Origin of the sequence: Pedobacter sp. (genome assembly GCF_045627485.1) — a bacterium.
In the GTDB taxonomy this organism is placed as follows: Bacteria; Bacteroidota; Bacteroidia; order Sphingobacteriales; family Sphingobacteriaceae; genus Pedobacter.
Genome location: NZ_JAZQNU010000175.1, coordinates 1 through 23129, shown reverse-complemented (window position 1 = coordinate 23129; position 23129 = coordinate 1). Strand labels below are relative to the sequence as shown.

At 40.7% G+C, this 23129-nt stretch carries 22 protein-coding genes; 14 read left to right on the top strand and 8 right to left on the bottom strand.

The genetic code is table 11. From position 1 onward, the window contains the following. The 3 genes from ACR2F3_RS13425 to ACR2F3_RS13415 all read left to right on the top strand — a co-directional run bounded on the left by ACR2F3_RS13425 (position 1) and on the right by ACR2F3_RS13415 (position 1779). Positions 1-810 carry a tRNA pseudouridine synthase A gene (locus tag ACR2F3_RS13425; RefSeq protein ID WP_432710484.1) on the top strand — a complete coding sequence of 270 codons (810 nt, stop codon included), beginning with the start codon at positions 1-3 and terminating at the stop codon, positions 808-810. Between the two features lie 79 nt (positions 811-889). Further along, positions 890-1336: a DoxX family protein gene (locus tag ACR2F3_RS13420; RefSeq protein WP_432710483.1), complete on the top strand. Its 447-nt coding sequence runs from the start codon at positions 890-892 to the stop codon at positions 1334-1336. A gap of 44 nt (positions 1337-1380) precedes the next feature. Beyond that, positions 1381-1779, top strand: a complete 399-nt coding sequence (locus tag ACR2F3_RS13415) for an acyl-CoA thioesterase (protein ID WP_432710482.1) — start codon at positions 1381-1383, stop codon at positions 1777-1779. On the opposite strand, the gene ACR2F3_RS13410 is transcribed toward ACR2F3_RS13415, so the two are convergent. From ACR2F3_RS13410 to ACR2F3_RS13395, 4 genes are read right to left on the bottom strand one after another with little or no spacing between them, the layout of a single operon-like run. After that, entirely contained in the window at positions 1780-2283 is a 504-nt protein-coding gene (locus tag ACR2F3_RS13410; protein WP_432710481.1) for a shikimate kinase, read from the bottom strand. 2 nt (positions 2284-2285) lie between these two features. Continuing rightward, complete coding sequence (locus tag ACR2F3_RS13405) at positions 2286-3341, bottom strand: ABC transporter permease (RefSeq protein ID WP_432710480.1); 1056 nt, start codon at positions 3339-3341, stop codon at positions 2286-2288. A 2-nt stretch (positions 3342-3343) separates the two neighbouring features. After that, complete coding sequence (locus tag ACR2F3_RS13400) at positions 3344-4495, bottom strand: BT_3928 family protein (protein ID WP_432710479.1); 1152 nt, start codon at positions 4493-4495, stop codon at positions 3344-3346. A 1-nt stretch (position 4496) separates the two neighbouring features. Next, positions 4497-5039 carry a DUF1599 domain-containing protein gene (locus ACR2F3_RS13395; RefSeq protein ID WP_432710478.1) on the bottom strand — a complete coding sequence of 181 codons (543 nt, stop codon included), beginning with the start codon at positions 5037-5039 and terminating at the stop codon, positions 4497-4499. A gap of 56 nt (positions 5040-5095) precedes the next feature. Here ACR2F3_RS13395 and folP point away from each other — a divergent pair, with 56 nt between their 5' ends. Beyond that, positions 5096-5953: a dihydropteroate synthase gene (folP, locus tag ACR2F3_RS13390; protein ID WP_432710477.1), complete on the top strand. Its 858-nt coding sequence runs from the start codon at positions 5096-5098 to the stop codon at positions 5951-5953. Positions 5954-5981: 28 nt separating this feature from the next. Next, complete coding sequence (gene cdaA, locus ACR2F3_RS13385; protein ID WP_432710476.1) at positions 5982-6773, top strand: diadenylate cyclase CdaA; 792 nt, start codon at positions 5982-5984, stop codon at positions 6771-6773. 244 nt (positions 6774-7017) lie between these two features. On the opposite strand, the gene ACR2F3_RS13380 is transcribed toward cdaA, so the two are convergent. After that, entirely contained in the window at positions 7018-7428 is a 411-nt protein-coding gene (locus ACR2F3_RS13380) for a BrxA/BrxB family bacilliredoxin (RefSeq protein WP_432710475.1), read from the bottom strand. Between the two features lie 317 nt (positions 7429-7745). Between ACR2F3_RS13380 and ahcY the strand changes: the two genes are divergently transcribed. After that, a complete protein-coding gene (gene ahcY / locus ACR2F3_RS13375) occupies positions 7746-9062 on the top strand; it encodes an adenosylhomocysteinase (protein ID WP_432710474.1) in 1317 nt (438 codons plus the stop codon). 82 nt (positions 9063-9144) lie between these two features. Here the strand turns inward: ahcY and ACR2F3_RS13370 are convergent, their stop codons facing one another. Together ACR2F3_RS13370 and ACR2F3_RS13365 are read right to left on the bottom strand one after the other, a co-directional pair. After that, positions 9145-10236 carry a PmoA family protein gene (locus tag ACR2F3_RS13370; RefSeq protein WP_432710473.1) on the bottom strand — a complete coding sequence of 364 codons (1092 nt, stop codon included), beginning with the start codon at positions 10234-10236 and terminating at the stop codon, positions 9145-9147. Positions 10237-10272: 36 nt separating this feature from the next. Further along, complete coding sequence (locus ACR2F3_RS13365; RefSeq protein ID WP_432710472.1) at positions 10273-11622, bottom strand: Gfo/Idh/MocA family protein; 1350 nt, start codon at positions 11620-11622, stop codon at positions 10273-10275. A 189-nt stretch (positions 11623-11811) separates the two neighbouring features. On the opposite strand from ACR2F3_RS13365, the gene ACR2F3_RS13360 reads away from it, so the two are divergent. The 3 genes from ACR2F3_RS13360 (at position 11812) to ACR2F3_RS13350 (ending at position 15978) form a co-directional block, all read left to right on the top strand. Next, on the top strand, positions 11812-12531 hold the full coding sequence (locus ACR2F3_RS13360; protein ID WP_432710471.1) for a pyridoxine 5'-phosphate synthase: 720 nt from the start codon (positions 11812-11814) through the stop codon (positions 12529-12531). Between the two features lie 59 nt (positions 12532-12590). After that, a complete protein-coding gene (gcvP, locus tag ACR2F3_RS13355; RefSeq protein ID WP_432710470.1) occupies positions 12591-15473 on the top strand; it encodes an aminomethyl-transferring glycine dehydrogenase in 2883 nt (960 codons plus the stop codon). Between the two features lie 106 nt (positions 15474-15579). After that, positions 15580-15978, top strand: coding sequence for a response regulator (locus ACR2F3_RS13350; protein ID WP_432710469.1), 399 nt, complete (start codon positions 15580-15582; stop codon positions 15976-15978). Between the two features lie 5 nt (positions 15979-15983). Here the strand turns inward: ACR2F3_RS13350 and ACR2F3_RS13345 are convergent, their stop codons facing one another. Continuing rightward, entirely contained in the window at positions 15984-16748 is a 765-nt protein-coding gene (locus ACR2F3_RS13345) for an MBL fold metallo-hydrolase (protein ID WP_432710502.1), read from the bottom strand. Positions 16749-16808: 60 nt separating this feature from the next. Between ACR2F3_RS13345 and recJ the strand changes: the two genes are divergently transcribed. The 5 genes from recJ to ACR2F3_RS13320 all read left to right on the top strand — a co-directional run. Then, a complete protein-coding gene (gene recJ / locus ACR2F3_RS13340; RefSeq protein ID WP_432710468.1) occupies positions 16809-18518 on the top strand; it encodes a single-stranded-DNA-specific exonuclease RecJ in 1710 nt (569 codons plus the stop codon). An 8-nt stretch (positions 18519-18526) separates the two neighbouring features. Continuing rightward, on the top strand, positions 18527-19258 hold the full coding sequence (gene lptB, locus ACR2F3_RS13335; protein ID WP_432710467.1) for an LPS export ABC transporter ATP-binding protein: 732 nt from the start codon (positions 18527-18529) through the stop codon (positions 19256-19258). Between the two features lie 15 nt (positions 19259-19273). Beyond that, positions 19274-20785 (top strand): GH3 auxin-responsive promoter family protein, encoded by a 1512-nt coding sequence (locus ACR2F3_RS13330; RefSeq protein ID WP_432710466.1) that lies wholly within the window; start codon positions 19274-19276, stop codon positions 20783-20785. A 548-nt stretch (positions 20786-21333) separates the two neighbouring features. Beyond that, positions 21334-22065 carry a polysaccharide biosynthesis/export family protein gene (locus ACR2F3_RS13325; protein WP_432710465.1) on the top strand — a complete coding sequence of 244 codons (732 nt, stop codon included), beginning with the start codon at positions 21334-21336 and terminating at the stop codon, positions 22063-22065. A gap of 11 nt (positions 22066-22076) precedes the next feature. Further along, positions 22077-23129, top strand: a 1053-nt coding sequence (locus tag ACR2F3_RS13320; RefSeq protein WP_432710464.1) for a Wzz/FepE/Etk N-terminal domain-containing protein, incomplete at its 3' end; no start/stop codon positions are given.

Genomic DNA, 23129 nt, shown 5'->3' with positions numbered 1-23129 from the left:
TTGAGGTATTTTGTTCACATAAGTTACCATGGCTTAAACTATGGAGGCTGGCAAAAACAGCCAGGGGTTTTAAACGTACAGGGGGTGCTTGAAAAAGCATTTACTCAGGTGTTTAAAACCCCTGTTGCTATCAATGGCTGCGGCCGTACAGATGCACAGGTGCATGCCAGTCAGTTTTACTTCCATGTTGACCTGGAGCAGCAGTGGGATTTCGACCTGGTCTTTCGCCTCAACAAAATTCTGCCGCCAAGCATTGCGGTCTATGACGTTATCCCTATGGAAGGATTGCCCCATGCACGCTTTGATGCCGTACAGCGCGCTTACGATTATTTCCTTCATACCTACAAAAACCCCTTTCTTAATGGCTTGAGTTCATATTACCTCTTAGATAACCTGAACCTGGATAACATGAAAAAGGCCGTTGCCTTACTACCCAAATACAATGATTACCGGGCTTTCTGTACCAGTCCGGATAAGTATGAACACACCCTATGCTATGTAAAGTCGGCCAACCTGCTCATCGACGACAACGCTGAACGCATCCGTTTCCAGATTTCATCTAACCGGTTTCTTGGGAAAATGATTAGGATTCTGATGGGACAGTTGCTCAAGATTGGCACAAATGAACTTAGCGTTGATGAATTTGAGGGCCACCTGATCAGTAAGGTCACCCCGGCGCTCATCACCCCTGCACATCCACAAGGTTTATATCTCTCCAAAGTGGTGTACCCCTATTTAAATTTACCACCGCGATTCTCTTTTTCATCCATCCTGCCAAACCAGGAAGATCAGCTTTGGAAACCCCTGTAACAACAGCGCTAACTACTTGATTATTTAGAACTTATTATTTAACTTTAATAGAGGCCTTCGCTAAAATGGGGGTTCAACTATGAATGTTGTAAATAAAATAGAGCATTGGGGAGATGAACATAGAACCAAATGGCTCGACATGATTCGCATTGCCCTGGGTCTGCTTATCTTTTTTAAAGGCATTGCCCTTATTAGTAACCACCAGGTAGCACAAGAACTTATTTATCACAACAATGTTTTCGGCTTCTCAGGTATGATGGCCAGCGTCGCCATTCATATTGTAGCTTTTGTACACCTTGTTGGCGGTTTGTTAATAACGATAGGTTTGTTAACGCGCTTTGCTGTAGTCATTCAAATTCCTATCCTGCTTTGCGCTATTTTCTTTGTTAATATTGGCAAAGGATTTACCGTGCTTAACTCCGAGCTCTGGCTTTCTGTACTTGTTTTAATCCTGTTAATCGTATTCTGGGTAGTTGGCTCCGGCCCCTTATCTGTGGACGAATCCATGAAAAGGAAATTAAAATGAGATTCAGCTAGCGCAAATTCAGTAATTTTGCAGAAAAAGCAATTATGAATTTCCACACTAGAAAATGGGTAAAACCAGAAGATTTAAATCCTAATGGAACACTTTTCGGGGGTAGTTTATTAAGATGGATCGATGAAGAAGCCGCAATTTACGCTATTGTACAATTAGAAAACCACCATGTGGTTACTAAATATATCTCCGAGATCAACTTTGTGAGTTCGGCCAGGCAAGGCGATATTATTGAAATGGGTATCACGGCTACAGACTTTGGGAACACCTCTTTAACCATGCGCTGTGAAGTACGGAATAAAATTACCCGTAAAAGCATTTTAACAATCGACAAAATGGTCTTTGTCAACGTAGATCAATATGGAAATCCAAAAGCACATGGAAAAACTAAAATCAAGTTTATTGAAGAGCAGTTCCAAGGCCACAACCAATAATTAACCGAAGTTCAGCTGCTTACTCAGCTCTTCGGCAGTAAGGCCAAGACCATTAACCTTAAGCTGCGCTTTTTCGTAAAAAGCCGCTCTTTCCTGTAATTTTTGTTCTATAAAGCTGATTAAACCAGCTTCGTCAAGATCTTTAATCAGGGGCCTTTTGGCTTTGCCACCTTCCAACCGTTTGGCCAAAGCCAGCGGTGGCATATTAATGTACACCGTAATGCCATTGGCGTTCATCCAGTCCATGTTATCAAAATAACACGGCGCACCGCCACCGGTAGCTACCACTGCCAGATCTTCGTAAGGAAAGCCCTTCAGCAGGTCGCTTTCCTGCTTTCGGAAAGCAGCCTCGCCGTGCTCAGCAAAATAACCGGCTACATTCTTGCCTATGGTCTTTTCTATTTCCAGGTCGAGATCTACCAATTGACACCCTAAACGGGAAGCCAATTTCTTGGCGATGGTGGTCTTTCCACAGCCCATAAATCCTATTAAAAAAATCTTCATGATTAAGCCAGTTTTACCCTTGGATCTACCAGGGCGTATATAATATCTACTAAAATATTGACGAGCACAAATATAAAGGCAATGAATAAAATGGAGCCCATCACCACAGGAAAATCCGACATTTCCAGTGCAGCTACAGTGGTTCGGCCCAGGCCATTATAGCCAAATACATATTCCACAAAAAAGGACCCTGCCAACAGGGAGGCAAACCAACCAGAGATGGCGGTAATAACCGGGTTAAGGGCATTTTTTAAAGCATGTTTATAAATAATTGCATGCCTGCCCAAGCCTTTTGCCCTGGCAGTACGGATATAATCCTGACCCAGCACATCGAGCATGGCACTGCGCGTTAACTGCACAATGACGGCCAAAGGCCTGAGGCCAAGGGTAAACATGGGTAACCATAAATTCTTCCAGGTGGTTACTTCTCCTTCAAAAGGGTCGTAACTGAATAAACTGCCCGACATGTTCAGGCCGGTATAGTCGCTCAATACGAAGCCGAATACCCAAGCAATAATGATAGCCGCAAAGAAAGATGGCGCAGAAATACCCAATATGGCAAACGAATTAGCCGCCTTATCGATCCAGGTATCACAGTGAACGGCAGAAACCACTCCAAGCGGCACACCTACCGCAGTGGCAAAAAGCATTGACGTTAAAGCCAGGATAAAAGTATTGGGTACTGTTTCGGCTAAAATGGTAGTTACATTACGTTTAGTTTGGTACGACCGCCGTAGGTAAGGCCATTTCAACGCAACCACATCCTTCCCTACACCAAACAACTTTACATAACCATATTTCTCCTGCGCAGCAGCAGAATTTTCATATACCCCAATTACCGACAGGTCGTTTACATACAATAAAAACTGTTCAGGTTTAGACTTGTCCAAACCAAATTCTTTACGCACAGCTTCCAGCGATTGTACATCAGAACGCTGCCCCATGGTCATCCTTGCGGGATCGCCAGGAAGGATATTAAATAAAAAAAACACTACTACAATCACACCAGCCAGGACGGCCAGGCCATACAAAAACTTTTTGATTGCGTAGGATAACATGTTTATTTATCGAAATATTGTTTGGCCAGCTCTTCAAAAGTAGGTGCCTGGTTATAATGCCATTTATTAATGACGGTGCCATTTTTCAACAGCAGCAAACCCGGGTTTGCACGTACCATACTCTTCAAAGGCACGGCATCAGCATAAAACACCTCCGCAAAAAGTTTCATTCTTTTATTTAGCGCATCTGCGTCCTGTGCAGCGTTAGAGGTAAGCAACACCGTTCTCATGTTGTATTCCTGTGCAGCCTTAAACGCAATCGTATTCAGTTCTGACAATGCTTTTTCGTTGGTCCCGTCAAGATTATAAGCCACGATGACCAGGTTATAATAAGGGTTTTCGATCAACTCCTTAGTATAGTCGGTTCCCGAAGCATCGCTGATAAATAAATCTTTAATCTTAGGCTCAAAACCTTTTTTAACCAACTTTTTATCGGGGTCGCCTACAATTTCCCAGTTCTCATCTTTCCAGATTTCTGTCGCCAGATACTCCTTATCAGACAGTTGTTTCTTTTCACCAGTTTTTTTGTTTTCCAGGTTATACATGATGAGGTATTCATCAAGTACGGCCCCTTCAGGAATTTTCATGAGTTCTGGCAGGTTTGCCCCAATTTTATAAGGCAGGAAGTCTACAAACGGCTGGCGGCTATAGGTAACCAAAGAAAAGGCAAGGGAACCCAGGAGTAAAAATATCACCCATGCTCGTTGTGCTTTCACACTATGAACCAGTGGGGTAATCTTGTCGCGGTAAATAAACAGGTAAACAATTAGCACCAGGAGCACAATATCCTTCATGAACGACTGCCATGGCGTTAATGGAATAGCATCGCCAAAACAGCCACAGGAAGTAACCACTTTGAATACGGCAGAAACAAAAGTTAAAAACGTAAAGAAGATAATGATGGCCAGTAAACCCGTTGTTACCTTTCGGCTCCACAAGCCGAGTAACAATAAACCACCCAATACAATCTCCAGTACACACAAAAATATAGCTATTCCGGTGGCAAAACCACTGAGAAAAGGCATGTGGAAAACCTCGAAATACTCTTGTAATTTATAGCCAAAACCAAGTGGGTCATTGGCCTTAATTAAACCCGAAAAGATAAAGAGGACGCCAACGAAGATCCTGGCAAAGTTTAAAGCTATCTTATTCATACTAGGCAACATTTAGTTTGATTAGTGCAAATACAGCATAATTTAACATATCCTGGTAGTTTGCATGTACACCTTCAGAGGCCAGGGTAGCGCCCTGGTTATCTTCAATTTGTTTTACCCTTAACAGTTTCATCAGAATAAGGTCGGTTAGCGAACTAATTCTCATATCACGCCAGGCTTCTCCATAATCGTGATTTTTGTCCATCATCAGTTGTTTGGTTGCCTGCACCTGGGTATCGAAAAGTTTCTCTACAACAGCACTGTCCAGTTCGTACGGATCTGCATCCGTAAGCTGTAGCTGCATCATGGCAATTACACAATAGTTAACAATGGCAATGTATTCGGAGGTGATGCTTTCATCGATCTTGGAAACTTTTTTCTCTTCCAGCGTACGGATGCGCTGTGCTTTGATAAATAACTGATCGGTAATTGATTGCGGACGAAGGATACGCCATGCGGTACCGTAATCATTAGTTTTTTTTATAAAAAGCGATTTACAAACCGCTATAACGGCGTCGTATTCTTGTGAGGTGTTTGCTGCCAAAACAATTGAAATATTTAGTTTAAAGCTATATTAATACTGTAATTTTGTACTTAACAATGGATAAAGATACATTTTTAAACCGAAAGACCACACTTAACCTCAATGGCCAATTGCTTGATTTAAGTACCCCATCGGTGATGGGAATTGTGAATGTTACGCCTGATTCTTTCTTCTCTGAAAGCCGTCATGCAAACGTTGACATGGCTCTTGATAAGACAGGGAAATTACTGGAGGAAGGTGCAAAATTCATTGACATCGGTGGTTATTCCTCCCGGCCTGGTGCACAGGATGTAAGTGCTGCAGAAGAAACCGACCGTGTAGTTCCAGTCATTGAAGCCATCAGTAAGGCCTTTCCCGAAGCCGTCTTATCCATTGATACTTTTCGTGCAGCTGTGGCCGCAGAAAGTATCGCAGCTGGTGCACATATCATTAACGACATTTCGGGAGGTGAACTCGATCAATACATGTTTGACATGGTGGCCAAATTGCAGGTGCCCTATATCCTGATGCACATGAAAGGCACCCCGCAAACCATGCAGAAGGACCCTTTTTACGAAGACGTCACTTTAGAAGTGGCAAGTTATTTTGTAGAGAAAATAGCCAAATTGAAGGCATTAGGCGTAAAAGATATTATTCTTGATCCTGGTTTTGGCTTTGCAAAAAATACACAGCATAATTATAAACTGTTGCAGGAGATGTGCGACCTGCACATTTTTGGTTTGCCCCTGCTGGTAGGGTTCTCCCGAAAGGGGATGGTTTACAGAACCCTTGATATTACCCCCGAAGAAGCCTTAAACGGTACTACGGTTTTAAACACCATTGCCCTGCAAAAAGGCGCTAATATATTAAGGGTACACGATGTGAAGGAAGCTGCTGAATGCATAACCCTTGTACAAAAAATGCAACAAGCTTAATCTGCAATAATTTGCTAACTTGGCGATAATGAAAGGTTTTGATTTTGATTTTTTAAAGGTAACTATCACAGATGTGGTCGACATTTTATTTGTGGCTGTCCTCATTTATTATATTTACAGTCTGATTAAAAACACCCTGGCGGTAAATTTATTGCTGGGTATGTTCATTATCCTGATTCTTTATGTAGTGGTAGATGCCCTGCACATGAGTTTGTTATCTACCATTATCAATAAATTCATGAGTGTGGGTATCATTGCCCTGATTGTGATCTTCCAGCCCGAAATCCGGCGTTTCCTCCTGCTCATTGGCAAGAACACCTTTTTACAGAAAAACAAGGCCTGGTGGGGTTACCTGTTTGGTCATAAAGACACCGACAGGGATAACCTGCTGCGCATTAAACCTATTATCGATGCCTGCAAAAGCATGAAAAAATCGAGAACCGGTGCCTTGATTGTATTTGTTAAATTTTATGACGACCAGCTTTTTGCTAACAGCTGCGAAGTGATCGATGCGAAGATATCAAAACGTTTATTAGAAAGCATATTCCAGAAAAATAGCCCCCTGCATGATGGTGCGGTTGTTATTGCAGAGAATAAAATAAAAAGTGCCAGTTGTATTTTACCCTTAACCGAAAACGATAAACTACCGCCACAATTTGGTTTACGCCATCGCGCAGGTATTGGTATTTCTGAAAATACGGATGCCGTTGCGGTCATCATTTCTGAAGAAACCGGCGAAATTGCCTATGCTAAACAAGGCAGGGTGCGTATGAACGTTTCATTCGGGGAACTGGAGAAACTGCTGAATAAGGATTTCTAACCGGGCTCATGGAAGGTAAGTAATTGACCATTAAAATTCGACATCGGCTAATCCTCCCACCGGGTTAAGTCCGAGTTAAGTCCAAGTTGAAACCAAGTTTTTAGTGAAAATACTTGGACTTATGGTAGATTTAATATGCAGGGAATTTGCACGCTTTAAGGGCTACACTCGAGTTGCACGTAAAACAAAAAGAGGTTAATCATTTATAAAATGATTAACCTCTTTTTGTTAAGGAGCTAAATGATTAGCAGTGTTGTTCGAAAGCACCAATCAGGCTATCAGCAATCATTTGTGCCGGACGACCTTCAATTTGATGGCGTTCGATCATGTGAACCAATTTACCGTCTTTGAATAATGCCATTGCTGGAGATGATGGAGGGAAAGGCAACATAAAGCTTCTAGCTTTATCTACCGCTTCTTTTTCCATGCCTGCGAAAACTGTGATCAGTTTAGTAGGGTGTTTTTCATTTGCAGCAGCAATTCTTGCAGCAGGGCGTGCATTTGCAGCCGCACAACCACATACAGAATTGACAACAACAAATACAGTACCTTCTGTATTGATGGCGTTTTCTACGTCTTCAGCCGTTTTCATTTCTTCAAACCCTACTTTAGTAAGTTCGGCACGCATTGGTTCAACTAAATATTCTGGATACATATCTTTAAATTATGTTGGTTTATCTCTATTGAATAACAAAGGTACTGTACTGAGACATAGCATCAAAACGATGACTAGATTTGCAAAAGTTTTTACCTGGAAATTACTTTGGTATTCTTATGCAGTGGAATTCTATCTCACAAATTGTTTTATTGGTATCACCCAGACGTCAGCTTTCTACAGTAATTGTTATTTAAAAAAAGTATTCCGTAATTTTGTAATTAAAATACTGCCATTTCCAATTAAAGCGGTCTCACCTGAGAAGCATTTTTTGATTAATGTTAAGTATATAAAATCAATCATTTAACAATAAATATATGTCATCAGTAGAGACAACTTACGTTCCTTACAAAGTTAAGGACATTTCACTGGCAGAATGGGGCCGTAAAGAAATTGGATTAGCCGAAGCAGAAATGCCAGGTCTAATGTCATTACGCGAAGAATTCGGTCCGTCAAAACCATTAAAAGGTGCCCGCATTGCAGGTTGCCTTCACATGACCATCCAAACTGCAGTTCTTATCGAAACCTTAGTTGAACTAGGTGCTGAAGTTACCTGGTCTTCATGTAATATTTTCTCCACTCAAGATCACGCTGCTGCTGCTATTGCTGCTGCTGGTATTCAAGTTTATGCCTGGAAAGGTCTAAACGAAGAAGAATTTGACTGGTGCATCGAACAAACATTGCATTTCGGTCCGGAACGTCAGCCATTAAACATGATTTTGGATGATGGTGGAGATTTAACCAATATGGTTTTCGATAGGTTCCCTGAATTAATCGCTGCGATTAAAGGTTTATCAGAAGAAACCACTACCGGTGTTCACCGCTTATACGAGCGCATGAAAAACGGAACATTGCATATTCCTGCAATTAACGTAAACGATTCAGTAACTAAATCCAAATTTGACAACAAATACGGTTGTCGTGAATCATTGGTAGATGCGATCCGTCGTGCTACTGATGTAATGATGGCAGGTAAAGTTGCTGTTGTTGCTGGTTACGGTGATGTAGGTAAAGGTTCTGCAGAATCATTAAGTTCACAAGGTGTTAGGGTAATTGTTTCTGAAATCGATCCGATCTGTGCATTGCAAGCAGCAATGGAAGGTTACCAGGTTCAGAAATTCGCTAATGCGGTTAAACAAGCTGACATTGTGGTAACGACTACAGGAAACTGTAACATCGTTCGTGCAGAACACTTTAAAACCATGAAGGATAAAGTGATTGTATGTAACATTGGCCACTTTGATAATGAAATTGATGTTGCCTGGTTAAATACAAACTATGGTGATACTAAAGTAGAAATCAAACCACAGGTTGATAAATACACCATTGATGGCAAAGACATCATTCTTTTAGCTGAAGGTCGTTTGGTAAATTTAGGATGTGCTACCGGCCACCCAAGTTTTGTAATGTCCAACTCTTTCACTAACCAAACATTAGCACAAATAGAATTGTGGACTAACACAGCTGCCTACGAAAACAAAGTTTATGTTTTACCTAAACATTTGGACGAGAAAGTAGCACGTTTACACTTAGCTAAAGTAGGTGCAGAATTAGATGTATTAGATCAAACACAAGCTGATTATATTGGCGTACCAGTTGAAGGTCCTTTTAAATCTGACGCATACAGATACTAAAAAAAAGCGTTTAATAACTAAAAGGCGGGTTCCAAATTGGGTACCCGCCTTTTTTTATGGATGTTGCGCTATTCTGGTATTGCTACTTTGAGGAAGAAAAGGTTTTAAATGCGTTGTTTACCTGTGCATCGCTCAGGTTGGCTCCGGCATTAATAAGTACTTTATATTTAAACACTACCGATTGGCCAGCTTTCAGTTTAAAGTCTAACCGTTCTTTTCCTTTACTAAATTCGTGTTGGCCTAAAGGATTGGCAGCAAAAAGGCCATATCCCCTGGCGTGCCAGTAAGTTGGATACCCAACGTTCTTGGGGTGATCAATAATCACTACAGAAACTGCTTCATCTTTAACCTTACCGTTTAAATTCACCCATTTAGCACGGGTGGCCCAAACGGCATCACCTTCAACACCATCACTACTGCGGTATATGCCTGAAACCCCATCGTTATTCATTTTGGCCACATCAGTAGCTATACCATTGGCATCGGTAAATTTTTCTGGTTTATCAGAAGGATGTTCCAGCTCTCGGGCTACACGAAGTCCGATTAGCCCCTCTTTGTTGTCTTTGAACGACACATCTTCCTTCAAGGCCGTCAACTTAACCACCATTTCAATTGCACGCTGCCCACCTTGCGCAGTAAATATGTATTTGGCATCTTCATTCACCAGAATCGTGCCGTCAGGTTTCTTCCAATGTTTGGTTACCGATAATTCTGCACGATCGTCGGTTGCAAGCACCTGGTTTACCGAGATATGCGTTATGGTACCGTAGCCATTTTTCTTTTCTGGTGCGATGGCTGTAGAGTTGTTCCAAAAGTCGAGGCCGTTCACATCGCCATAGTTAAACCACAAACCTACATGGTGCGGATGATCAACACGTTCTCCGGGACGCGGGTCCATCGGCCAGCCACGGGTAACCAAAGTACCGGTTGATGTGTGTATTGGATACAAGACCGGTTTCATCAGTTCATCCGGATAGATATAAGAGGTAAAAGGTTTTCCATCAATGGTGATATCTACCCTTTTCTGGGTTTTATTCTCTGTAACCTTAAAACGTTTGTCTTTATTTAAGCTAGCCAAATTAATGGTTTTAAAACTGCTTAGTGTGACTGCAGCCCCCAACAGCACACCGGCCGTCAGCAGCATTACACCCAATTTTTGATGAGGTTTAATCATTGTATATACTTTCTAAAACACCTATTTAAAAGTTAATTATCCGGCTACCACTTCCTGGGTTGCATCATTAAACGTTACCCTTTTACCAGTTTCCATAGCGGTACGTGACATGATATTGGCTACAGAGTGGTTATATCCTGCTTCAACCGAAGCATTTGGTGTTTTGCGATCAAGCACACATTGCATCCAGTTTAACATGTGGAGCGAAGTCATTGGATCGCTGCCTGTATTGGCTGCTGTTTCCATTTTTGTGGCATTTGATAAGGTAAAGGGTGTTAATAAGTTTGCCTTCATGCCCATCGCTGACGCGTGGTTCTCCTGCAGGCCACCTTCTGAGCTTACCTGATTTGTATCCAGGTTAAGCATACCAGCGTTAGAATAATATAGCTCTTTGGTACCACCTGCCGAGTTGGTAAAACGTGAGGAATAAAGGACCTGAAAACCTTTTTTCATATCGTTAGCAGGACCATAGTCAAACACGGCTGATACAGTATCCGGGTTTTCACGACCATCATTCCAGGTGTAAATACCACCATTTGCAGCCACACTTCTTGGGTGTTTCAGCCCGGAAAACCAATGCACCGTATCGATCTGGTGAGCCATCCATTGACCCCAGATTCCTGAAGAGTAAGGCCAGAACAAGCGGTATTCCAAATATTTACGAGGATCCCAGGCTACTTTAGGGCGGTTCATTAAAAAGCGATCCCAGTCGGTATCTTCCTTGCGGATTTCACTTACCAGTTTTGGTAGTCGCCAGCGACCCGGCTGGTTAACGTTCCAGGTCATTTCCACCATGTTGATGTTGCCAAACTTCCCAGAGCGGATATATTCGTTTGCAGCGATATAATTAGGTGCACTTCTGCGTTGAGAGCCTACCTGCAATATTTTTCCGGTTTCCTTTACTGCCTTTAACAGAATTTTAGCGTCTTCTAAAGTCTCGGCCATCGGTTTTTCCACATAGACATCTTTGCCATTACGCACGGCTTCAGCCGACATTAATGCATGTTGAAAATCGGCAGTACTGATGATCACAGCGTCAATGCCTTTTGCGGCATGCAGTTCATCATTATTACGGTAAATTTTAATGCTATTACCAGTTTTTGACTTCACAAATGCCTGCGCTTCGTTCTGCCGCCGGTTCCAGATATCAGATACCCCGACGAACTCAAAATTTAGTTTCTTGGCATGGTCCATAAAAGATGGGAACAGGGAGTCTTTGAAACGGTTAGAGAAACCGATGATGCCCACTTGCACCCTGTCGTTTGCGCCAATAATGCGGCTATAACTTTTGGCATTGATTCCCATTGCCGATAAACCCATTACCCCCGTAACGAGCGATGCTTTTTTGATAAAGCTTCTTCTTGAATTTTCTGAATTGTTTTCCATAAAATTTACAACCTTTAGTTTGAAATAAAGAGGTCATATTTATAATAAGGCGGCTTAAAAGGAAGGTGTTATATTTGGTTAGCTTGCTCTTATAAAATATCAAACAAGATAGGAACTAAAGTAATAAGGAGCGAATAACCAGCTTAGAAAGTATGCAATCGATCCCGGGTAAAACTTTATCTTTGCAGTATGGCCAATCTTTCTGTAAATATCAACAAGATTGCCACCCTGCGTAACAGCCGGGGAGGCAACAATCCAAACCTGGTAAAAGTAGCTTTAGACTGCGAGCGTTTTGGTGCACAAGGTATCACGGTGCATCCCCGCCCCGATGAAAGACATATCCGGTATCAGGATGTTTTTGACCTGAAAGCGGTCATTGCCACTGAATTTAATATTGAAGGCAATTGCAAAGAACAAAAGTTTGTAGACCTGGTATTGGCTAATAAACCTGCGCAAGTAACACTTGTTCCAGACACGGAAGGGCAAATTACCTCCAATCATGGCTGGGATACCATAAAACACCAGCACTACCTGCAGGATATGGTTAAGATTTTTCATCAAGCTGGTATACGCGTATCGATATTTGTAGATCCGGTAGTTGAAATGATTGAAGCCGCTGCCACTACAGGCACCGACCGCATAGAGCTTTATACCGAAGCTTATGCACAAGGCTACCATCAAAACAAGGAATTGGCCATCGCCCCTTACCTAAAAGCTGCAACGCACGCCAGCATGCTAGGACTTGGATTGAACGCAGGTCACGACCTTGACCTTTATAACTTACAATACTTTGCAAAGCAAATTCCAAATCTGCTGGAAGTTTCTATTGGTCATGCACTTATAGCAGATGCGCTATATTTAGGCCTGGAAAATACAATTAAAATGTACTTGTTACAATTATCAAATTAAGCTGACAAAAAACTAAGCTGAAAATATTTACCTTTGCGCCAACATTATAGTCACCATTCATGAGTTTAAACATCCATTACAAAGAAGACTTTAAAAACCGTCATATTGCTACAAATACAGCTGATACAGCTGCTATGTTGAGTACAATTGGCGTTGATTCTGTTGATCAGTTGATTGAAGAAACTATTCCTCAGCAAATCAGGTTAAAGCAGCCATTAAATTTGCCTAAAGCAAAATCGGAAGCAGATTACTTAGCCACCTTAAAACAGACGGCTTCTTTAAATAAAGTATTTAAATCTTATATCGGACAAGGGTATTATGATACGATTACCCCGGGTGTTATTTTACGTAATGTATTGGAAAATCCGGGATGGTATACCCAATATACCCCATACCAGGCAGAAATTGCACAGGGTCGTTTACAGGCTTTGTTGAATTTCCAAACGATGGTTATTGATTTAACCGGTATGGAGATTGCCAATGCTTCTTTGCTAGACGAAGGTACTGCTGCTGCAGAAGCTATGTTTATGCAATATAGCTTGAGCAAAAACAAGGGTGCAAAGAAATTTTTTGTATCTGAATTGTTGTTTCCTCAAACTATTGATGTCTTAAACACACGTGCTAATCCATTCGGTATAGAACTGGTTATTGGAAACCACCAGGAGATTGAATTAAACGAAGAGTTTTTCGGTGCCATTATTCAATATCCGGCGGGTAACGGTGAAGTATTTGACTACACTTCATTTGCACAAAATGCACATGAAAAAAATGTAAAAGTTACAGTAGTAGCTGATTTATTAAGCTTAACCCTATTAACGCCTCCAGGAGAATGGGGAGCAGATGTTGTAGTAGGTACTACCCAGCGGTTTGGTGTTTCCATCGGATTCGGTGGTCCGCATGCGGCATATTTCGCAACTAAAGACGCCTACAAAAGGTCAATTCCAGGCCGTATTATCGGGGTAACCATCGACAGCAATAATAACTATGCTTTACGTATGGCATTGCAAACAAGGGAGCAACACATCCGCAGGGATAAAGCAACTTCCAACATTTGTACAGCACAGGCGCTTTTAGCAATTATGGCTGGCTTTTATGCCGTTTACCATGGTCCGAAGGGCCTTAAATTGATCGCAGAGCGTATTCATGGTCTATCGATATCTTTAGCTACTTCGTTAGAGAGAATAGGCTACAAGGTATTGACGCAATCGTATTTCGACACGATACAAGTAGAATTAGGCGATTTAAAAGATGCCATTCATGGAACGTGTATTGACAATGAAATTAACTTAAATTATAAAGGCACAATTGCCACCATCGCATTAGATGAAACCACTACAGTAGAAGACATCAGGTTATTGAACCGCATTTTCTCAAAAGTGAAAGGCATTGCTGCTGACGAGGCAGAGCTACAGGAAGAAAACATTAACACGGTTATTCCAGCAGCATTGCAACGTACTTCTACATATTTAACACATCCAGTATTTAATTCGCACCACTCAGAGCATGAGATGCTGCGTTTCATTAAATCGTTAGAAGCGAAAGATCTGTCACTTACTCATTCGATGATTGCTTTAGGATCATGTACCATGAAGTTAAACGCAACTTCTGAAATGATTCCTATCACCTGGCCAGAATTTTCAAAAATACATCCCTTTGCCCCTGCTGATCAGGTAGGCGGGTACTATGCTGTATTTAATGAATTAGACAAATGGTTAAGTGAGATCACAGGTTTTGCAGCCATGAGTTTACAGCCTAATGCTGGTGCTCAGGGTGAATATGCAGGTTTAATGGTCATCAGGGCTTATCACCAGGATCGCGGTGATCATCACCGTAATGTGGCTTTAATTCCTTCTTCTGCACATGGCACAAACCCTGCTTCGGCAGCAATGGCCGGCATGAAGGTAGTGGTAGTAAAATCTTTAGAAAACGGAAATATTGATGTTGAAGATTTAAAAGCCAAAGCTGAACAACATAAGGATGATCTTTCCTGCTTAATGGTAACTTATCCTTCTACACATGGTGTATTTGAGGAAAGTATTGTTGAGATCTGTGAAACGATTCATGCCAATGGCGGACAGGTTTACATGGACGGTGCCAATATGAATGCACAGGTTGGTTTAACCAGTCCGGCTAATATTGGTGCAGACGTTTGTCACTTAAATCTGCATAAAACTTTCTGTATCCCTCACGGTGGTGGTGGCCCAGGTATGGGACCAATCGGCGTAGCTAAACACCTGGTAAAATATTTACCTGGACATGCTGTAGTTGACATTAACAGAGAAAAATCTATTCCTGCGGTATCATCTGCACCATGGGGTTCGGCTTCTATTCTGATTATCTCTCATGCGTACATCGCCATGATGGGAGCTGATGGACTAACCAATGCAACGAAGTATGCAATTTTAAATGCAAACTACATGAAAGCACGCTTAGAGCAATACTATCCGGTGTTATATTCTGGAAGTAAAGGCCGTTGTGCACATGAAATGATTTTGGATTGCAGAAGCTTTAAAAACTTCGGTATTGAAGTAGTTGATATTGCTAAACGATTGATGGATTATGGTTTCCATGCCCCAACCGTATCTTTCCCGGTTGCAGGAACCTTAATGGTAGAGCCAACAGAAAGCGAACCAAAACATGAGTTAGATAGGTTCTGTGATGCATTAATTGCAATCAAAGGCGAAATCAATGACATTGAAAATGGTAAAAGTGATAAAACCGACAATGCATTAAAAAATGCGCCGCATACTGCAGTAAATGTTACTGGTGACGAATGGAGCCATCAATACAGCAGACAATCTGCAGCATTTCCACTGCCTTATGTAATGGCAAACAAGTTTTGGCCGTCGGTAGGAAGAGTTAATGACTCTTACGGAGACAGGTCATTAGTATGTGCTTGCCCCCCAATTGAAAGCTATATTGAAGATTCAGTAGCGATATAACTAATAAAAAAGGCCATTTATCGACAAATGGCCTTTTTTTTATCCTGCAATTACATATCTATTTTATATCTTTAATTTATATACGGCTCAATTTCACTAAACATACATGGATTTTAAGATCAATTTACTTGTTATCGATGATGATGATATTAATATATTCATCATTAAAAAGATCGTAGAGAAAACGGGCTTCTCTGTTAATATGGTAGCAAAAACCAATGGACAGTTAGCAATAGAATACCTGAACGAAATTGCTGGGGACGCTGAACAATTCCCACATCTTATATTAATAGACATTAATATGCCGGTGCTTAACGGGTGGGAATTTATTGAAGCTTATGAGAAAATGAACATCACCAAACCAGTGGATATGTACATGTTGTCGTCGTCGGTTTATGAAAATGATATTGAAAAAGCTAAAACGTATAAAGTAGTAAAGGGATTTATTTCGAAACCCCTATCTATAGACCGTTTAATAGAATTGTTTAGAGCCGTTTCAGCTTAATTGGTTTATACCACTTTAAAGACACCGTCTTCGTAAAGCACGTATCCTGTAGCCTTTTTCTTTCCATGATAGAAAAGGCAATTCCAGTTTTCTGAAGCAGCACGTTTGCCAAATTCTTCGCGAAGTTCCATGGCTTTCCTGCCGTCAAAATCATATTTAGCAATAAACTTGCGTAACAACTCTTCATGCTCAGGCAGCACATCGGCGCCAAAAAAGACTTTATCTGTACCATCTTCTAAAAGAAAAGTCTGGTGGTAAGGGCAATGGGCTCCTGTTAATTGATAATGAATACCGTCTACTAATGTGCCTGAGCCTTCAATAAACTGAATCTGGGCATTCCTTTGTAAGAAATCAAAAATCTCAGTGTGGTATGAGGAAGAGCTACTGGAAAAAGCGGTTTCCCATTCACCTTGCTGGATCACATAGGTAGCATGTGGAAAACTAAGCTCCATATTGCCGTTGTAATGATGCACCATACCGCCGGAATGATCATAATGCAAATGCGACATTAAAACGTAATCAACATCGTCTGGATCAAAGCCAGCCTTTTTTATATTCTCATGGAGAATTAGCTGACCATCGGCATTGCTATACCCCAAACCTGTATCTAAAAGCACAAGAAGGTTATTTATTTTAACCAGAAAAGGCTGTACGCTAATAAATAAAGATGCCGGACGGTCTTTTGGACTGTCGACCTCAGGGTTAAAAGGTATAAATTTCTTACTGATATCAACAGAATAGGAACCTTCGAATAAAGTGAATACTTGCAAGGACATAGTTATTTGTAAAAAAAAAATTAATGATATCTTTACGAATCACTTTGTAAAGATATGGAAAAAAGATGGGTGCAGGCAGTACAGGGGAATAAAGAGATCATTGATTCGCTCGCACAACAATTAAATATTGACCGTAGTTTAGCCCAGATTCTGGTGCAACGTGGGGTGACTTCATTCGATGAAGCACGTGATTTTTTTCGTCCACAGCTGAGTGACCTTCACGACCCTTTTTTAATGAAGGATATGGATAAAGCCATAGACCGCATTGACAAGGCACTGGCTACACAAGAACCGATATTGATTTATGGCGATTACGACGTAGATGGCACAACTTCGGTAGCCCTGGCTTACAGCTTTTTAAAACACTTTACGGAGCACATTACCTATTACATTCCCGACAGGCATAAGGAAGGTTATGGTATTTCTACACAGGGGATTGATTACGCCAAGGCACATGGTTATACTTTAATTATTGCCCTGGATTGTGGGATTAAATCGGTAGATAAGGTGAGCTATGCCAAGTCTTTAGGCATCGATTTTATTATTTGCGATCACCACCTACCTGGAGATGACATACCGGATGCAGTAGCCGTACTGGATCCTAAAAGAAATGACTGCCCCTATCCTTTTAAGGAACTTGCCGGCTGCGGGATTGGTTTTAAGCTGGCACAAGCCTACTGCTTGCGGCATGATTTACCAAAAGAAAAATATGAGCAATATATTGACCTTGTTATGGTTAGTGCGGCGGCAGATATTGTTCCAATTTTAGGAGAGAACAGGATATTAGCTTATCATGGTCTGTTGAAATTGAACAGCAAGCCCTGCATGGGTTTAAAAGCGCTCATGCAAAGTGCTGCTACAGGCAACGGGAAGATTTTTACCCTAACTGATGTGGTGTTTACCCTTGCACCGCGAATTAACGCTGCAGGACGAATGGACCATGCAAGTGAAGCGGTTAAAATGCTTATTTGTAATGAAGACGAGGAAGCTTTGGAACAGAGCTCCTTTATCAATCTTCACAATACAGACCGGAAAACCACCGACCAGTTAACGACAGCAGCGGCATTGGCCATTATTGGCGATTGTGAGATTTTAACGAACAGAAAAACTACCGTTGTTTATAATGAGAGCTGGAATAAAGGTGTAATTGGAATCGTGGCTTCCAGGCTAACCGAAACTTACTACCGCCCTACCATTGTACTAACTTTGTCTAACGGATTTTTAACTGGTTCTGCACGATCAGTCCCTGGTTTTGATTTGTATGAAGCTTTATTGAGCTGTGCTGATTTGTTGGAACAGTTTGGCGGACATAAATTTGCAGCAGGCTTAACCATGAAGCCAGAAAACATGCAGTTATTTTCTGATCGGTTTGAGCAGGTGGTAGCCAACAGTATACCTGAACATCTTCTTCGCCCGGAAATTAATATAGATGCAGAAATATCACTATCACAGATTGACGGTAAATTTCACCGGATCCTGGCGCAGATGGCACCATTCGGACCAGGAAACCTTGCCCCGGTATTCGTAAGCCACCAAGTCTATTGTGTTGGAATTCCTTATATTGTAGGATCAAAACACTTGAAGTTAGCCATAAAACAAGAAAATTCAACTACTTTTGATTGTATAGCCTTTAATCAGTCTGATTACCTAAAGGATTTAACGCAACATAAACCGTTTTCCGTGTGTTACACCATAGAAGAAAATGTGTGGAAGGAACAAAGACGTTTGCAATTAAATATTAAGGCAATCAAAATTGACAATTAATAACCTGAATGATATTAAGAGCAGAGAATTTAATTAAAAAATATAAACAACGCACCGTTGTAAACGACGTTTCTTTTAGTGTAAGTCAGGGAGAAATTGTTGGTCTGCTGGGACCTAATGGTGCAGGAAAGACCACCTCTTTTTACATGATTGTTGGCTTGATTAAGCCCAACGAAGGGACTATATTTTTAGATGATGTAGACATTACCAAGGACGCCATGTATAAGCGTGCCCAAAAAGGCATCGGTTACCTGGCACAGGAAGCTTCGGTTTTTAGAAAGCTTACTGTGGAGGATAATATCATGGCCATATTGGAAATGACTAAAATGGGCAAGGAAGAACGCAACGAGAAACTGGAAGAGCTGATTAATGAATTCAGTTTACATAAGGTTCGTAAAAATCGCGGGGACTTACTTTCTGGTGGAGAGAGAAGAAGAACGGAAATTGCCCGTGCGCTAGCCGCCAACCCAAATTTCATCTTGCTTGATGAACCATTTGCAGGTGTGGATCCCATTGCAGTAGAAGAGATACAATCCATAGTGGCCAAGCTGAAAAATAAAAACATAGGCATTCTAATTACCGACCACAATGTACAGGAAACCCTTTCTATTACAGACAGGGCCTACCTGCTTTTTGAAGGAAAAATTTTAGAATCGGGAACACCAGAAGTGCTAGCGGCCAATGAAATGGTTCGAAAAGTTTACCTGGGTTCCAACTTTGTACTTCGCAAAAAATTATAACTCACAGAAAAGAGCATGGCAATTGTTAATTCACTTTTTACCTGGTACATGAAAAAAAGAGTTCACCAGATAGAACTTTTTATGAAGTATCCTCTAGATGTACAGGACGAATGGTTTCACACCTTAATTTCCAGTGCAGAGAATACTGAATGGGGTAAGAAATATGATTATAAATCGATCCATACGGTAGAACAGTTTAAGGAAAGAGTTCCCGTGCAAAATTATGATACGCTAAAACCGTATATCGAGCGCATGCTCAAAGGTGAACAAAATATACTTTGGCCTTCAGAGATTAAATGGTTCGCCAAATCATCTGGTACCACGAGTGATCGAAGCAAATTTATTCCTGTATCGGAGGAATCATTGCAGGAATGCCATTTTAAAGGTGGAAAAGACTTGCTATCTATATTTTGCAACAACAGACCCGACAACCATTTATTAAGCGGTAAGGGTCTGGTATTGGGTGGAAGTCACCAGATTAACCAACTGAACGAAGACTCTTTTTATGGAGATCTATCGGCTGTATTAATCAAAAATCTGCCAATGTGGGCAGAATACTATCGCACGCCCGATATATCCATCGCCCTGATGGATAACTACGAACACAAAATGGAGCGGATGGCCGAAGCCACCATCAAGGAAAATGTGACAAATATTTCAGGTGTTCCGACCTGGACATTGGTACTGGCAAAAAAGGTATTGGAAATGACCGGTAAGAAAAACCTACTGGAAGTTTGGCCCAACCTGGAGTTATACTTTCATGGTGCGGTTAACTTTAAACCTTACAGAGAGCAGTTCAGAGCATTGATTCCATCAGACGACATGTATTACCTGGAGACTTACAATGCATCGGAAGGTTTTTTCGGTATCCAGGATCAAATGAATTCTGAAGAAATGTTATTGATGCTGGATTATGGTATTTATTACGAGTTTCTTCCTATGGACAAAATTGCCGATGAAAACCCATTGACACTGGCACTTGATGAAGTAGAATTACATAAAAATTACGCGATTATCATTTCAACGAACGGAGGATTATGGCGTTATATGATCGGTGATACCATACAATTTACATCGATTAATCCATTTCGAATCAAAATTACAGGAAGGACCAAACATTTTATAAATGCATTTGGTGAGGAAGTGATTATCGACAATGCGGAACTTGCCATTAGTGCGGCCTGTTGTGCTACTGGCGCTGTGTTTCTGGACTATACCGCCTGCCCTATTTACTTTGAAGGAGAAAAAGCCGGCGGTCATGAATGGATCATAGAGTTCGACAAGCAACCTGACGACTTTGAGAAATTCGTTGATGTACTGGACCAGACCTTGAGAGAGATCAATTCAGATTATGATGCCAAGCGATTTAAAGACATGGCGTTATGCAGGCCTAAAATCCATAACGCTCCTGCAGGAACCTTCTACAACTGGCTGAAATCAAAAGGAAAACTTGGCGGCCAGCATAAAGTTCCCCGCTTAGCAAATGACAGAAAATATGTGGACGAGATTTTAGAACAGATGCGATAGATTTAATCGCATATTTCACTAAACATTTGTAAACACCGTCAACAAGTCTGTTGATCTAAACTTAAAAACCCCCACATAAGTTACTTTATAGTACACATAACTGTAGAAAATATTAAAAAAATTTGCGTTTTTTTTAGTTAAATGTAAAAATTCATGTAAAGCAAACATGAGAAAACTGGGTAAAAAACACTCCCTTAAATTATCCGCTTAGCTAAGCTTTCCCGAAGCAATTTTAGCAGCACAAAAATTCTTAAACCGACTCGATAATTAAAAAAAACCACCGCAACGCACAAAAAGTGGCTTTTTTAAGAAACCAAAAGTCTGAGAAACAAACCTACACAATTGTTCCACAATCAGGTGTACAATAGTGTAAAACGCTTTTTTATTTTTTATACTCTCCTTATGTTTATAAAAAAAACAGAAGTAAAATTCTTTCGCTTCTGAACTGTATACAATCTTCCATTTAATAAACAGCCGCTGTAAGTGGAGTGGAGGAACTCTATAAAAATCTTTACAAATCGTATAAATTCACCTCTTATCTAAAGTCTATGTTTAAATACCGGAGCAAATTATTTTTAATTGCAGGTTTATTGTTTTTAAGTGCCTGTAGTTCCTATAACAAAATACCTTATTTCCAGAACATCAACCGCTCTGAACCTACCCGCGAGAACATTGTAAACTTCACCGCATTAACTATTCAAAATTCAGATATTCTTGATGTAAGTGTAAACAGTTTAAATCCTTTAGCTTATAACGACTCGACAACCCGGATTTCAGGGTACCTGGTAGACCATAATGGAGAAATAAAACTACCAATGATTGGAAAAATGAAAGTAACGGGGCTTACTACAAGTGTAGTGTCAGAGCAGATTGAACAAAAATTACAAACGTACCTTAGTGAGCCTACAGTAAATGTGCGGATGTTAAATTTCAAAATTGCCGTACTGGGTGATGTTTTAAAGCCCGACAATTATAAGGTGCTTAATGAAAGAATCACCATTATGGAAGCCTTAAGTTTAGCGGGAGATTTAAACATTACTGCCAAACGGAATAACATTATTCTGATCAGGGAGATCGATGGAAAAAGAGAATACATTCCAATGGACATCAGTTCATCCAAAATTTTTCAATCTCCTTATTACTACCTAAAGAACAACGATGTCATCTACGTTCAACCCGATAAAACAAAATACGCCACAGTTGACGGCAGCTACCGCACATTCAGCTTAGTGCTCTCAGCACTATCTATTGCTGCGATTATTTTAACCAATGTCTTATAAAATTTTAGAAGATGAGTACAGAAGAATTCTACTATACACCGATTAATACAAAAGGAGACGAAAAAGGCAATAACATTAAACAAGTTATTAGTAACTACCTGCACCATTGGCCTTTGTTCCTGCTCTTCATATGCCTGTCCTTATCAGCTGGATTTTTATACCTCAAACGGTTAAATCCTGTGTACCAGGTGAGAGCCAAACTTGCAATCATGGATGACAAGAATAAGGCAGTAACTGATAAATCAGCAGCGCTTGAACAATTAAATTTATCTACCGGCCCTAAACTGGTAGAAAGTGAAATGGAGGTGTTGAAATCAAGACCTTTAATTGGTCAAGTGGTTGAAGAATTACAATTATGGACAAGATATACCCAGGCGACCCGCTTTAAAACTCAGGATATTTATACAAATACACCTGTGCACTTCAAACTTATCAATGGAACCGGCAATCTGCCCAGGACCTATTTCAACATTGAGATTCTAAGCCCTTCGGAATTTAGACTAACCGACCCTAAAGACAGGACTTTAAAAGCTGCCTTTAGCGACACCTTGAAAAACAGATTCGGCACCTGGAAATTGGTTACGACACCAAACCTTAATAAATATATAGGTAAAACGATTCGCATTGACCTAACAAACCAAAATAAAACAATCACCGCATACCAAAAGCATATAGGGACGGTGTTAAATAAAAATGCACCTATTATCGACCTAAAGTTAAACGATGAGGTCCCCGAACGTGGTGAGAGGATTCTGAATAATTTAATTGCTGCGTTTAAACGGCAGAATATTATCGAAAAACAGAAGGAAACAGAAAGTACTTTAAAATTTATTGACGAAAGGCTTGATTCCCTAACTGGGGAGTTAACGCTCGCTGAAAAAGATGTGGAAGGGTATAAAAGTAGCATTGGTTTAACCGACATTTCGTCGAAATCACAGTTCTTTCTTGATAAAGTACAGGCTAATGATGGCATGTTAAATGAGGTCAATGTGCAGCTAAATGTAATTGATGGTGTAGAAGAATATGTCAACTCGGAAAGCAAGGCAGAGAATGCACCCGCCACC

What these genes read in the sequence shown, in the direction of transcription:
- ACR2F3_RS13420 (WP_432710483.1), top strand. Translation starts at nt 890, where the DNA reads ATGAATGTTGTAAATAAAATAGAGCATTGGGGAGATGAACATAGAACC.
- ACR2F3_RS13415 (WP_432710482.1), top strand. Translation starts at nt 1,381, where the DNA reads ATGAATTTCCACACTAGAAAATGGGTAAAACCAGAAGATTTAAATCCT.
- ACR2F3_RS13410 (WP_432710481.1), bottom strand. Translation starts at nt 2,283, where the DNA reads ATGAAGATTTTTTTAATAGGATTTATGGGCTGTGGAAAGACCACCATC.
- ACR2F3_RS13405 (WP_432710480.1), bottom strand. Translation starts at nt 3,341, where the DNA reads ATGTTATCCTACGCAATCAAAAAGTTTTTGTATGGCCTGGCCGTCCTG.
- ACR2F3_RS13400 (WP_432710479.1), bottom strand. Translation starts at nt 4,495, where the DNA reads ATGAATAAGATAGCTTTAAACTTTGCCAGGATCTTCGTTGGCGTCCTC.
- folP (WP_432710477.1), top strand. Translation starts at nt 5,096, where the DNA reads ATGGATAAAGATACATTTTTAAACCGAAAGACCACACTTAACCTCAAT.
- cdaA (WP_432710476.1), top strand. Translation starts at nt 5,982, where the DNA reads ATGAAAGGTTTTGATTTTGATTTTTTAAAGGTAACTATCACAGATGTG.
- ACR2F3_RS13380 (WP_432710475.1), bottom strand. Translation starts at nt 7,428, where the DNA reads ATGTATCCAGAATATTTAGTTGAACCAATGCGTGCCGAACTTACTAAA.
- ahcY (WP_432710474.1), top strand. Translation starts at nt 7,746, where the DNA reads ATGTCATCAGTAGAGACAACTTACGTTCCTTACAAAGTTAAGGACATT.
- ACR2F3_RS13370 (WP_432710473.1), bottom strand. Translation starts at nt 10,236, where the DNA reads ATGATTAAACCTCATCAAAAATTGGGTGTAATGCTGCTGACGGCCGGT.
- ACR2F3_RS13365 (WP_432710472.1), bottom strand. Translation starts at nt 11,622, where the DNA reads ATGGAAAACAATTCAGAAAATTCAAGAAGAAGCTTTATCAAAAAAGCA.
- ACR2F3_RS13360 (WP_432710471.1), top strand. Translation starts at nt 11,812, where the DNA reads ATGGCCAATCTTTCTGTAAATATCAACAAGATTGCCACCCTGCGTAAC.
- gcvP (WP_432710470.1), top strand. Translation starts at nt 12,591, where the DNA reads ATGAGTTTAAACATCCATTACAAAGAAGACTTTAAAAACCGTCATATT.
- ACR2F3_RS13350 (WP_432710469.1), top strand. Translation starts at nt 15,580, where the DNA reads ATGGATTTTAAGATCAATTTACTTGTTATCGATGATGATGATATTAAT.
- recJ (WP_432710468.1), top strand. Translation starts at nt 16,809, where the DNA reads ATGGAAAAAAGATGGGTGCAGGCAGTACAGGGGAATAAAGAGATCATT.
- lptB (WP_432710467.1), top strand. Translation starts at nt 18,527, where the DNA reads ATGATATTAAGAGCAGAGAATTTAATTAAAAAATATAAACAACGCACC.
- ACR2F3_RS13330 (WP_432710466.1), top strand. Translation starts at nt 19,274, where the DNA reads ATGGCAATTGTTAATTCACTTTTTACCTGGTACATGAAAAAAAGAGTT.
- ACR2F3_RS13325 (WP_432710465.1), top strand. Translation starts at nt 21,334, where the DNA reads ATGTTTAAATACCGGAGCAAATTATTTTTAATTGCAGGTTTATTGTTT.